Below are 12812 nucleotides of genomic sequence, written 5' to 3'. Positions count from 1 at the left end.
TTATACTTACATAAAGCTAACTTTCAAAATGAAACCTATTGCTTTATGGTAATAAAGCAATGTATCTCTTTAGATATATAAAGTTAACATGCTCAACATTCAATTTTACTATTTAGTAAAATGGTTTAAAAAAATGTCTTGATTATAGACATGGTTTATTATTTTTCTGAGTGTCCGCTCAGCTTAATTTCTACTTTATCTTCATCCTTAATACCCTCATAATAGGCTTGTAAAATTTTGGCCACTTCAGGACGAGAAAAAGTCTCTGGTAAATCTTCACCATCAGAAAGCATTTTACGAACTTTAGTACCTGAAAGTAACACACGATCTTCCGCGCTATGAGGGCAAGTTTTCATTGAAGACATACCACCACATTTATGACACCAGAATGTCCAGTCAATCTTTAGCGCTTTTGTCACCAATGCGTCATCAGCAATTTCATCAAAGATATTATGGGCATCAAATGGACCGTAATAATCATCAACACCCGCATGGTCACGACCAACAATCAGGTGTGAACAACCATAGTTTTGTCTAAATAATGCGTGTAATAATGCCTCGCGAGGGCCCGCATAACGCATGTCTAATGGATAGCCAGATTGTAAGATGGTATTATCTACAAAATAGTTTTCGATTAACACTGAAATTGCTTCTGAACGTACATCAGCAGGAATATCGCCAGCCTTAAGGCCGCCTAATACTGAGTGAATCATAACGCCATCACAAATCTCCACTGCAATTTTGGCCAAGTATTCATGTGAACGGTGCATTGGATTACGTGTTTGGAATGCTGCAACTGTTTTCCAGCCTTTGTCATCAAAATAAGCACGAGTCTCCATCGGTGTCATGTATAAACTACTATACTTTTCAGGAAAACCGCCATCTGACAATACTTTAATAGATCCAGCAAGATTGTATTTTCCTTGAGCCATTACCATGACAACCCCTGGATGCGCCATCTCAGTTGTTTTATAAATGGTATTGCACTCATGAGCTTTATCAATTGAATACTTTTCACTAATAACCATGATTGCGATAATTTCATCCGTCTCACCATTGACCAAAGCAACTTCATCACCTTGGTTAACATCTTCACTATCAGTAGATAAGGTAATAGGAATTGGCCAAAATAAACCGCTTTCTATGGTCATATTATCACAAACACCTTGCCAATCTGCTTTACCCATAAAGCCTTCTAACGGCGTGAAGCCGCCAATTCCCATCATAATGATGTCGCCCACTTCTCTTGAAGAGCAGTTAACTTTTGGTAGTGATTTTGCTCTTTCTAACTCAGCTGTTAAAGCGCTACCTTCTAGTGCTAATGGCTTTAGTGTGTCACTGCCATGTGGTGGGACCAGTTTTGACATGTTGCAATCCTATCTTAAATATAAAACCAAAAATTATACACACTGTCATTTTTACCCATATTACTCTATGGGGATATTCCCATATATCCCCATAGATATATGGGTTTAAAATATCTATGTGGCAGTAATGAATAACAACCACATTTAAAGTTTGATTTTAAATCGAGCTCTTTGCGTGCCATCTTTTGACATACTGGTGATTATCTTGTCATTTTTAATGTCATAATCAAGCGTGCCACCACTGAAAGAATCAAATCCTTGCACTAGGTGTGCTTTGCCTTTAAGATGTACAAGCTCTTGTTTGGTTAAATAAGTTATATTAAGTGCTTGCGCCTCTATAAAACGAGACTGGTTTGGCTGATTTTGTTGGTAATGCGCAGGTTGTTTATGAGTGCCTTTGGCAATAATTTTAATAACCTCTTGTTGATTGCTAAATAATTGTATGATTTCAGCTCTTAACATAAGAAAGCCTTGAGTAATACTAGCCTTGCCCACATAAGTACTTATTTTTTTTTTCTCATCAATCACAACCATACTGGCACTAACTTTGATGGGCTTAGAACTGTCAATCACTAAAGCGATTGTATGTCCAGATAGTACCAATAAACACATTAAAAGAACTTTACTCATAGCGCCCTACCACGCCACCCGTCAATCTAATTTTTTGCTCAATCACATCATAATTCATACCAAAAGCATGAATATCAGCAATATTAGATTGATAATGTATTTTTTCCTTAGTTCGGTACACTTCTAAACCATTTGACTGGTCAATAGTTAAATTTTTGGTCGTAATTTTAGAGCCAGAATCTTGCACAATTTTTACCTTGCCTAATAATTGTATCACTTGTTTTTGTCTGTCCATATCAACGCCACTGGCATAGATTGTGTTTTTCTTAGCCAAATAAGTGGTTTTACTATTTGAATAGTAATGTTTCTGACCTTTGGATTGACTGATATACAAATCTTTGGTTAATATTTGTTGCCCACTATCTTGGTTAATTTTGGTACGACCTATTAACTTCATTGTATCGTCCTTAGCATACATATGCATGCCTTGAGAAATAATCTTAACATTTTCACCCAAATAAGTCACTGGTTTTTTGCTTATCAAGTCACTGGTTTTAATGCCGACTAATAATTCTTCTGTATTTATTTTATGACTAAGTCCATTGCTAGATTGAATGCTAACTTCACCTTTAAATTTAATTTCACCGCTATCAGTATAGTGGGCTCGTTTAGAATTTAGCACATAGTCTTTAAAACCTCTTTCATCATAAAATACTACTTTTGGCTCTATTAACAATGCTGGAGAATTTTTAAAACTAAAATAGCTTTTGGCTTTAACAAAATGTGACAATTGCGCTTTAGCATCAAATTCTTGCAAGGAAAAATTATCAATTTTTTCAAGATAAGTCTCTCCTTTAGAAGTGATTTGATTTTGTATTAATGAGGCTTGTTTTTTATCTTCTGGCGTGGAAAATAAAGGCAACAATAACGCTATCAGAAGCCATATAACACCAATAATCACTATAATAGAAATTGTACTTAATAAATTATGCCTCAACTGAAAACTAGCCATGGTGTTTAATAAAAAAATATCAAATATTTATGCCATAACACCCGATACCTCTCTTGATCCTACTTTAATAAAACGGGTCATTATCGAACATCGGATTAGTATACTCCAATATCGACATAAAATTAACGACGACAATATTAAACTCAAAGAGGCATATGCATTACGTCTTTTATGCTTGGAACATAACACTTTATTTATCATTAATGATGGCATCAACCTAGCAGAAAAAATCCGTGCTAATGGCGTGCATTTAGGCAAAGATGATGGCTCAATACAACAAGCAAGGCAGCAATTAGGCGATGCCGCTATTATTGGCATGTCTTGCTATGATGATGTTGATCTAGCACTTCAAGCTCAAAATCAAGGTGCTAATTATGTCGCCTTTGGTGCGCTGTTTAACTCCAACACAAAACCTAGTGCGCCACATTGCCCACTGAGTTTAATCACAAAAGCCAAACAAATATTACGCATACCGATTGTTGGCATTGGTGGCATTGACTTTCATAACCAACAACAAGCGTTTGATGCTGGCTGTGACGCAGTCGCAATGATTAACACTTTGTTTGAGAAAAATCACTAGAAACCATCACCTCTTTCGTATGTATCTAGGTTGGTGTACAATACCTAAATTTAAGGTTTAGTTTAATATTACCAATTTAATTTTTTGTTGTCCCGTCTTCTTAAATAGATATTAAGTTTAAACTTTAAACAACTAAAAACCGAACACAAATACAACTTAACTTGGGATGCCTATGTTCAAACTATTTAAACCAAAGAGTCTTTCAATTGACTTAGGCACAGTTAATACACTTATTTATCTAAATAATAAATTGGTTCTAAATGAGTCATCAGTCGTAGCGGTTCGTGATGACGAAAGATTATCAGAAACCAAGATGATTGCTGATTTCACCATTACCAAGAAAATGTTGCAGCATTTTATTCATCAAGTATTAGACGCTAAGATTTTCTCACCCAGTCCTAATGTTTTAATTTGTGTGCCTTGTGGCGCTACCCAAGTCGAGCGTCGTGCAATTAAAGAAAGCGCTGTTGAAGCTGGTGCAAGAAATGTATTTTTGCCAGTCAAATTTACAATGACCAGTGCTCAAGTTTTATCGGCATTAAAAGAGCCCTTAAAAGCCATTATTAGTTCAATCAGAGACGCATTAGAAAAAACTCCGCCAGAATTGTCTGCTGATATTGCAAAAAATGGCGTTATGCTCACAGGTGGCGGGGCTTTGCTAGAGGGGCTAGATAAACTCATTAAAGACCAAGCCAATCTTAACTTGCGTATTGCACAAGAGCCTTTAAATTGTGTCGCTCGTGGTGGCGCACTTGCGCTGGATTTAATTGACAAACATAAGATGAATTTCTTATCAACAGAGTAGCATCTAAAAAATTAAGAAGGTACTAAAAAGGTGATGATTGCCTTATTTATGCAAAGATTTCATTGAGTCAATTTCAATCAATTCTTGCACTGCTGGGCAATACAAAGCGCACTTGATTTCCATTGAATAACACGCTGATAAAGCCACTTTATAGGACAATAATTGTTGCGTATATTTGGTTTTTTGCCTTTGTATAAATTGTGCGATTGATTCATCATTCGATTTCGTTGCAGTTTTAAAATCAATAATCCACAAAGTATCTTCATCAATAAATAATCGATCAATAATAACACTGTGCTTGTGACTTATAAATTCTGCCTCAACTTGGGTTGATATTCTTTGCTTAAACAACCAAGAAAAGTGTTTATCTTGTTTCGTTAAATTAAGCATGTTGACAATAAAATCGATATGACTGTCAATGTCCGTGTTACCAACACCACACTCCATTAGCCTTACTCTTATACTTTGTTTATCTGGTGAAAACAACCCGTCTTCATAATATTGATGCAACAAAGTACCAAGCAAGCTTTTGTATTGCAAATCAACACTAAGCTGAAAGTCCATTTTTTCCTTACTTTCATCAGGCAAATTATCATATTCTAAAGGCTCAATATAACGCACCAACTCTGGTGCTTGAACGGATTGATTATCCTCAGTGGTTGATAGTTTGAGCTTGTCAAATTGATGCTGAAATATAGGTGCCAATAGTTTTAAAAAAGTATTGCTACTGGCTTGATTGCTTTGATTTAGCGTTCCTAATAAATGAATTTCAAACTTAGCACGTGTCATTGCCACGTACAATAAACGCATGGTTTCAAACTTATTTTGTTGTGATTCAATATGCCTTAAGTAGGTATAAGTACGGCTGTCATCTAATTGCGTATAAGCCCTTATTGGTGCTAATAATAACGACTGATTGCTAAATTCTTGCAGGTGAATGATGGGTGGTTTGTTATTTTGTGGCGCTCTACCCAGCCCAGGAATAATAACCAATTCAAACTCCAAACCTTTAGCTTCATGGATGGTCATTAGCTTAATTCGTGCATTTACACTAGGTGCATACAACTCATCTAACATTTGATTAATGGTCTCAATATCAAGTTGTTGCGCAGACTCACAATCATGAATAATTTGCAAAAACTGAGCTTTAATCATAGACTGCTTAACAGATAAGGAATTCTGCGGTGCTAGCTGGTTAATCGCAAATTCAAGCACCTTTGTGAAACTAAATCTAGATTGTTGATTAACAATATCACGTAAAACATGGGCAAAATTTCGCACGCACAATTGTCCGTTCTCGCTCAAACCTTGTAAAACTTGTTCATCTTGAATTAAATCAAAAATAACACACTCAGTCTGTTGTGACAATACAAGCAAGTCTTCTAACAACAATCCACACCAAGGCGCTCTTAAAATAGCTAACCAGGCAAGTTTATCGCCCAGATGTTTAAGTGCTCGAGTCAGACTAAGCAAATCACGAGTAAATAAATCTTGCTTTAATGGGGATGTTTTTAATGCCTCAAATTGAATATTAGCACACTTCAAAACGGGCACAATATTACCTAGGTGTGAACGGTTTCTAACCAAAATAGCAATCTCTTTTGCCGGGTTGCTTTGGATAATTTCAAGCACTTTTTGTGCCTCAAAATCATAACGCTTGTGCGCAAATGGATAAAAGTTAATGGCATTGCCATCTTTGTCAATAGAATTGGTCTGTGAATGTTCATACTTAATTGCACCCTTAGAGGCATCTTCCTGCTGAGGAAATACCTTTGAAAATATTTTATTATTACCTTCAACCACAGATCTAGAGGAGCGAAAATTAGTACTCAGTTGTAAAAATTCAGGCTTAATACTGGCAATGCCTTGCGTCCGAACCTGTAAAAATAAGCCCACCTGAGATTGCCTAAATAAGTAAATAGACTGCATGGGGTCGCCCACTAAAAACAGCGTTTTACCATCACCTACTTGCCAATTAACAATCAACTTTTCTAATAAAACAAACTGAGTGGCTGAGGTGTCTTGAAACTCATCAATCAAAATATGCTGAACCTTGTTGTCCAAGAATAGTGCAACATCACTCACTTGATGTTCATCTAACGCATGGTCTGCATCTAGGGCAACTTGGATAAAATCATGCGTTTGATTAACATCAAACAAAACATTTAATTGAGCAACGGCCAACTTTAATACTTGTGCAATGTCTTGAAGGGCGTTAATTTGATTGATTGAAAAATCAACATCAGGTAAATTAAGTGTCTCAAATAACAAATCTTTGAAATTATCTTTACCTTGAAGATGGTTTAAAAATTTAATAAACTCGTCTTTTTGTGCCTTTACTTCAGCTGGAAATCCATTGTTTGTATTAACACTTTTGCGCCACTTATTGTTTTTTTTGCTTTTACCATCAAGCAATAGGTCTGCTATATTTACCCATACATCTAAACACTCAATACTTGTATTTGGCAGCGCCTGTATTTGCGAAAATTTAGATTGAGTATTATATTTTAATAAGTCAAAAAAAGCACCATCAAGGTGGTGCTTAGCCTCATTTTTTAACAATTGTAAGTGCTGCGTAATCACCCTTTCAGAACTCAACCGTAAGGTTTTAATATTAAGCACACCATGCTGGTACAACTTCAAAAGCCACTGATCACGCTTAGCCAACATGTCCGTAATCAAACGATAAAACTTATTAACATTATTATCCAAATATAGCAGCACTGACTCAATGCTATTTTGATATTCAGACTCATCAATTGCCAATAATGTTTGCTTGGCAGCTTGAAGATAAATATCATTTCTTGCCCAATTTTGAGCTATGATTTGCTTGGGTATTAGTTGATTCTTACTTGGATAACGACTGGTAATCAAACTTGACAGACCATCAATCGTTGAGATTTTAAACCGCTCAGGCATGTTTAATAATTGCCAATCAAATGTCTTGGATTTTTCTAATACTTTAAGAGCCAAATCATAAGTAATTTGCTTATGTAACTCTTTTGGTCGATTGCCTTGGGCTAATTTTAAAGACTCAATCACCCGAGTGGTCAACTCACTCACCGCCTTTTTAGTAAAGGTCATTGCAATCACACTCTCAGGCGAAGCACTCACTGATAACGATTTCAAATAACGCTGCGTTAATAACTCTGTCTTCCCCGAGCCTGCAGGTGCTTGAACAATAAAAGATTGACTAACATCTAATGCTTGTCGCCTTTGCGTTTGGTCATTCACATTGAATCAGGTGCGCTAACGCCCAATAAATTTAAACCATTTACCAATATTTGTTTCACTGCTGTAATAAGCAATAATCTTGAGTTTCGCAATTTTTCGTCATTCACTAAAAACTCGCTATTGTTGTAATAGCTGTGAAAATGGCCAGCCAATTCACGCAAGTAATAAGCCAATACGTGTGGTTCATAATTAAGTGCAGATGATTGCAAGATGTCTTTATAGCGATTAAGTTCTTTAATTAACAAGACTTCTGACTCATTGTTTAATACCGACAAATCAATACCTACCATAGAAAGCTTGCCTTGTTTTAAGACTGAGCAGATACGTGCATGAGCATATTGAATATAGAATACTGGATTCTCATTGCTTTTTGATTTGGCTAAATCTAGGTCAAAATCCATGTGCTGTTCTGATTTGCGCAAAATATAGAAAAAACGTGCCGCATCATTACCCACCTCTTTACGCAATTCTTCCAAAGTAATAAACGAACCGCTACGAGTTGACATGGAAACTCTTTCACCACCTCGATATAGGTTAACAAATTGCACCAACAAGATTTCTAACTTATCAGAATTGTGATTAAGCGCCTCAATCGAGGCTTTAACCCTGACAATATAACCATGGTGGTCAGCGCCCCAAATGTTAATAATTTTGTCATAACCACGTTCAAACTTCTCAAGATGATAGGCAATATCGGAGGCAAAATAAGTGTGCATCCCATTTTCCCGAACCACTACACGGTCTAAATCATCGCCAAAATCGGTGGTTTTAAACCAAAGTGCGCCTTCTTTTTCATAAATGTATCCTGAGTCCTGTAGTTTTTTCACGGTTTCTTTACTCAAGCCACTATCTACTAAAGACTGTTCAGAAAACCACTGCTGATATTCAACACCAAACCCAGCCAAATCAATTTTAATGCCACTCAAAATATTATTAATCGCCAAATCAAAGATTTTTTTGTAATCATGCCCCAATTGAGACTTGCAATTAGCAATCAAATTATCAATATGCTTTTCTTTGTCACCACCATTTTTCTCATCTTTGCAAACACCATCGAAAATATCACACTTTTTTACACCACTAATTTTTTTAGCAATATCAAAGATATAATCGCCCTTGTAACCATTATCTGGGAATTGCTCAGTTTCAACATAACGCAAGTAAACCGAAGTCGCCAAAATATCCATCTGCCGACCTGCATCATTCACATAATATTCATTATCAACTTCAAACCCTACACCGCGCAAAAGATTAGCAACTGTCGCCCCATACGCCGCTCCACGACCATGCCCCACATGAAGTGGGCCAGTCGGATTGGCAGATACAAACTCCAACAATATGCGCTGACCTTTGCCTACGTCCGCTTTTCCATAGCGTTCTGCTTGATTAATAATTCGCTCAATTATTTGTGTATTTTCACCTTGGGAAATAAAAAAGTTAATAAACCCGGGGCCTGCAATTTGTACTTTATCAATCTGCGTGTTATCACCCAAGTTGTCAATAATTTTTTGTGCTAATACTTTCGGAATCAGCCCTGCTCGCTTTGCCAAAACCATGGCAATGTTTGAGGCAAAATCGCCTTGAGTTTTGTCCTTGGAATGGTCAATACGAATACTCTCAGGCACACCCTCAAGCACACCCTCATTCACTAATGAGTTTAGGGCTTGCTTTAATATTTTTTGTAATTGTTCTTTCATAATAATTTAATGTGCTTGTTGCCAAGAACCACCAATCCCCACATCTACTTTAAGAGGAATATCCAATAAATAGGCATTGGCCATTAAGTCTTGTATTTTATGGGCGAATTCATCAGCTTTTGATACGCTCACTTCAAATACCAACTCATCGTGCACTTGCATAATCATTTTAATATCTGGATTGTTTTGCCCAATCCATGCGTGAACATCAAGCATGGCTTTTTTAATGATATCTGCTGAAGAGCCTTGCATAGGTGCATTAATAGCGGTTCTAAGTGCGTGTTGTTGGTGCATTTTATTTTTGGCATTAATTTGTGGCAAATACAAACGTCTGCCCATGACAGTCTCAACATAACCTTGTACCTTTGCGCTTTCTTTGGTGTTGTCCATGTAATGTAGCACACTAGGATAATTATCAAAATAAGCATCAATATATTGTTTTGCCTCAGTCCTAGAAACATCAATTTGTTTTGACAAACCAAAGGCACTCATACCATAAATTAAGCCAAAATTAATTGCCTTGGCGCGCCTACGATGTTCTTTTGTCACCTCATCAATTGGCACATTAAACATGGTTGATGCTGTTGTACTATGCACGTCTTTATCATGATTAAAAGCGTCTAATAGACTTTTATCTTGGGATAATTGCGCCATAATTCGCAGTTCAATTTGCGAGTAATCAGCGGCAATAATAACGTTATCTTTGCCGGCAATAAACGCACCACGAATACGCGCACCTTGCTCGGAACGAATAGGAATATTCTGCAAATTTGGATTGCTTGATGATAGCCGACCTGTGGCAGTTACTGCTTGATGATAAGAAGTGTGAAGCCTGTGTGTGTTTAAATCAATTTGCTTGGGTAGTGCTTCAAGATACGTGGAATTAAGCTTGGTTAATGTGCGATAGCCTAATATTAAATCAACCAATGGATGGTCTAAAAGCTTTAATGCCTCTTCATTCGTAGAAGGTGCACCTTTGGGGGTTTTTTTCAAAGGGGTTAGCCCTAAACCTTCGGGCTCAAATAAAATTTGTTGAATTTGCTTAGGCGACTCAAGATTAAACACGCCACCTACCAACTCAAATGCCTGAGCCTGAATATCCTTCATTTGTTGAATAATGTCTATTTGCTGGGCGCTTAGTGCGTTCACGTCTAATTCAACACCATTACGCTCCATGTGCAACAAGACTTTAATCAATGGTAATTCTAGGTTTTGATACAACTTAACCAATTTAGGATATTGGGCAATTTCCTCATCTAGCACGCGATTTAACAAATCCGTCACTATTACGTCTTCACAAGCACAAGGAAAGGCAGTTTCTAAATCTACTTGATTAAAAGTAATTTGTTTTTTACCTTTGCCTACAACATCAGCAAAATGGATGGTTTGATGGTTCAAGTAATATTCACTCAAATCATCCATATTATGTCTTGTGGCAACTGAATTTAAACAATAAGATTTCACCATGGTGTCATCACTAATGCCTTGCAAATCAATTTGGTAATTGGCTAAGATGTGTGCATCATATTTTAGATTTTGCCCGACTTTTCCAATAGACACATCCTCTAAAATTGGCTTTAGTTGATTAAGCACAGCCTTAAAATCCAACTGCTTTGGTGCATCTAAATAATCATGACCAACAGGCACATAAAAACTACCCTTATCAACTAAAAATACCCAGCCAACAATGGTGGCATTCATATAATCTAGCGACGTGGTTTCTAAATCAAATACAAACCTCTTTGAGGTTTTAAGCCGACTAACCATTGTATTAAATCCATCCAAATCTAGTACTAATGTTTGTGAATAATCCTCAAGAACATCAACCGTATTGCTAGTACTTTCAGCCACTTCAATAGCTTGGGCGCCTTCTTGGTCTAGCATAGACACATTGCCTAGCTGCTTTAACCACATCGAAAAGCCGTACTGCTGATACAAATCGGCCAGTTTGGCAATATCCTGCCCTGATTCGTCATCCAAAATATTACAAGGCAAGGCAACATCAAATTTAAGCTTAACTAATCGATGGGACAAATCCAACAAATCAAAATTATCACGTAACTTTTCGCCCACTTTACCCTTAATTTGTGCGGCATTTTCCTTAACACCTGCAATGTCACTATAAGTTTGCAACCATTTAATGGCTGTTTTAGGGCCAACGCTAGGCACGCCAGGAATGTTATCTGTACTATCGCCAGTTAGGGCTAAAAGGTCTAAAATTTTCTCCGGTGCAACGCCCATTTTTTCAATCACACCTTGGCGATCATACACAGTGCCTTTCATGTCTAATTGAGAAATATTAGCGCCCACTAATTGCATTAAATCTTTATCGCCACTAGCAATAATGGTCTTAATATTGTTTTGGTTGGCACAACAACTCAAGGTGGCAATCACATCATCCGCCTCAACATCAGGCACACACATAAAATGAAACCCCATGGCTTTAATAATCTCATACAAAGGCGCAATTTGCATCATCAATTCGCTATCAGCTGGCTTTCTATGTGCTTTGTATTGCGGGTAAATATCATGTCTGAAATTTTTACCCTTGGCATCAAATATGGTGATTATCTTAGCCTCTGGATACTGCTTTTGAAGGCGTTTAATGGCATTAATAACACCAAACATAGCACCTGTTGGGAAGCCGTCTTGATTGGTTAAGTTTTGCTTTAGTGTAGAAAAATAAGCTCGGAACAAAAAAGCCGAGCCATCCATTAAAATTAGTTTATGTGGCATGGACTAGATTTTACCAATTTAAGATAAGCCAAGATATATAAATTGTACGTATAAAATACAAACTAGTCATTCATCATTGTTAACCCATGTCAGAAGCCCTTATTAGTGTAAATCATATTAGCCTTAGCCATCATGGCAAGAAGGTACTTGATGACGTTAGTTTTGAATTAAAAACAGGCGAATTCATTACCTTAATTGGTCCAAATGGTGCTGGAAAGAGTTCGTTAATTAAAATCCTACTTGGGCTTACTACCCCTGACAATGGTAAGATTAAAAAATCTAAGCATATTAGGCTAGGCTATACACCACAAAAATTTATCCCTAATGAGTTTATCCCCATTTCAGTCATTGATTTTCTAAAACTCAACCAAAAAATTAATGCCCAGTTTTTAATAGATACTGCCACACTCACAGGCATTGAAACATTGCTGCATTTATCACTAAAAAATTTATCTGGTGGTGAAATGCAACGTGTATTGTTAGCCCGCGCCTTACTTGCAAAACCCAATGTCTTAATCCTTGATGAGCCTGCCCAAAACCTTGATGTGAATGGCCAAATGAGTTTATATAAACTCATTCAAGATATTCATAAGCAACAAAATTGTGCCGTGCTCATGGTATCACACGACTTGCATAGAGTCATGAAAGAATCAACCCAAGTCTTATGCCTATACCACCATATTTGCTGCATGGGACAACCAGAAGCCATTTTAAAAGATGCTCAATTTAATGATTTATTTGCCGACCAAATGGATGAACTTATGGCCACTTATGAGCATCATCATAATCATGAACACAAACATTAACATAA

At 36.8% G+C, this 12812-nt stretch carries 9 protein-coding genes; 3 read left to right on the top strand and 6 right to left on the bottom strand.

The window, feature by feature from the left end; all coding sequences use genetic code 11:
* Positions 1-158 precede the first annotated feature (158 nt).
* From sat to lptC, 3 genes are all read right to left on the bottom strand, one after another.
* Positions 159-1367 carry a sulfate adenylyltransferase gene (gene sat / locus CVFO_RS02145; RefSeq protein WP_201339976.1) on the bottom strand — a complete coding sequence of 403 codons (1209 nt, stop codon included), beginning with the start codon at positions 1365-1367 and terminating at the stop codon, positions 159-161.
* A 144-nt stretch (positions 1368-1511) separates the two neighbouring features.
* Positions 1512-1997 carry a lipopolysaccharide transport periplasmic protein LptA gene (lptA, locus tag CVFO_RS02140; RefSeq protein ID WP_201339975.1) on the bottom strand — a complete coding sequence of 162 codons (486 nt, stop codon included), beginning with the start codon at positions 1995-1997 and terminating at the stop codon, positions 1512-1514.
* The gene (gene lptC, locus CVFO_RS02135; protein WP_201339973.1) at positions 1990-2949 is read right to left on the bottom strand and encodes an LPS export ABC transporter periplasmic protein LptC; all 960 of its coding nucleotides are present in this window, start codon (positions 2947-2949) and stop codon (positions 1990-1992) included. Before lptC ends, lptA begins: the two co-directional genes overlap by 8 nt.
* Between lptC and thiE the strand changes: the two genes are divergently transcribed.
* Both thiE and CVFO_RS02125 read left to right on the top strand, forming a co-directional pair.
* Positions 2948-3529 carry a thiamine phosphate synthase gene (gene thiE / locus CVFO_RS02130; RefSeq protein WP_201339971.1) on the top strand — a complete coding sequence of 194 codons (582 nt, stop codon included), beginning with the start codon at positions 2948-2950 and terminating at the stop codon, positions 3527-3529. The genes lptC and thiE overlap by 2 nt on opposite strands.
* 172 nt (positions 3530-3701) lie before the next feature.
* On the top strand, positions 3702-4334 hold the full coding sequence (locus tag CVFO_RS02125; protein ID WP_201339969.1) for a rod shape-determining protein: 633 nt from the start codon (positions 3702-3704) through the stop codon (positions 4332-4334).
* Positions 4335-4376: 42 nt separating this feature from the next.
* On the opposite strand, the gene CVFO_RS02120 is transcribed toward CVFO_RS02125, so the two are convergent.
* The 3 genes from CVFO_RS02120 to polA are packed head-to-tail and all read right to left on the bottom strand — an operon-like array spanning position 4377 to position 12001.
* Positions 4377-7568, bottom strand: a complete 3192-nt coding sequence (locus tag CVFO_RS02120; RefSeq protein ID WP_201339968.1) for a UvrD-helicase domain-containing protein — start codon at positions 7566-7568, stop codon at positions 4377-4379.
* Positions 7565-9265, bottom strand: coding sequence for an arginine--tRNA ligase (gene argS, locus CVFO_RS02115; RefSeq protein ID WP_201339966.1), 1701 nt, complete (start codon positions 9263-9265; stop codon positions 7565-7567). Before argS ends, CVFO_RS02120 begins: the two co-directional genes overlap by 4 nt.
* A gap of 6 nt (positions 9266-9271) precedes the next feature.
* On the bottom strand, positions 9272-12001 hold the full coding sequence (polA, locus tag CVFO_RS02110) for a DNA polymerase I (RefSeq protein WP_201339964.1): 2730 nt from the start codon (positions 11999-12001) through the stop codon (positions 9272-9274).
* 86 nt (positions 12002-12087) lie between these two features.
* On the opposite strand from polA, the gene CVFO_RS02105 reads away from it, so the two are divergent.
* A complete protein-coding gene (locus CVFO_RS02105) occupies positions 12088-12807 on the top strand; it encodes an ATP-binding cassette domain-containing protein (RefSeq protein WP_201339962.1) in 720 nt (239 codons plus the stop codon).
* The last annotated feature ends 5 nt before the right edge of the window (positions 12808-12812 follow it).

Source organism: Isorropodon fossajaponicum endosymbiont JTNG4 (assembly GCF_016592615.1).
In the GTDB taxonomy this organism is placed as follows: domain Bacteria; phylum Pseudomonadota; class Gammaproteobacteria; order PS1; family Pseudothioglobaceae; genus Ruthia.
The sequence above is the reverse complement of the archived record's forward strand: the minus strand, read 5'-3'. Positions and strand labels throughout refer to the sequence as shown.

Bases quoted from the DNA above. Each gene is read 5' to 3' on its own strand.
- sat (WP_201339976.1), bottom strand. From the start codon at position 1,367: ATGTCAAAACTGGTCCCACCACATGGCAGTGACACACTAAAGCCATTA.
- lptA (WP_201339975.1), bottom strand. From the start codon at position 1,997: ATGAGTAAAGTTCTTTTAATGTGTTTATTGGTACTATCTGGACATACA.
- thiE (WP_201339971.1), top strand. From the start codon at position 2,948: ATGGTGTTTAATAAAAAAATATCAAATATTTATGCCATAACACCCGAT.
- lptC (WP_201339973.1), bottom strand. From the start codon at position 2,949: ATGGCTAGTTTTCAGTTGAGGCATAATTTATTAAGTACAATTTCTATT.
- CVFO_RS02125 (WP_201339969.1), top strand. From the start codon at position 3,702: ATGTTCAAACTATTTAAACCAAAGAGTCTTTCAATTGACTTAGGCACA.
- argS (WP_201339966.1), bottom strand. From the start codon at position 9,265: ATGAAAGAACAATTACAAAAAATATTAAAGCAAGCCCTAAACTCATTA.
- polA (WP_201339964.1), bottom strand. From the start codon at position 12,001: ATGCCACATAAACTAATTTTAATGGATGGCTCGGCTTTTTTGTTCCGA.
- CVFO_RS02105 (WP_201339962.1), top strand. From the start codon at position 12,088: ATGTCAGAAGCCCTTATTAGTGTAAATCATATTAGCCTTAGCCATCAT.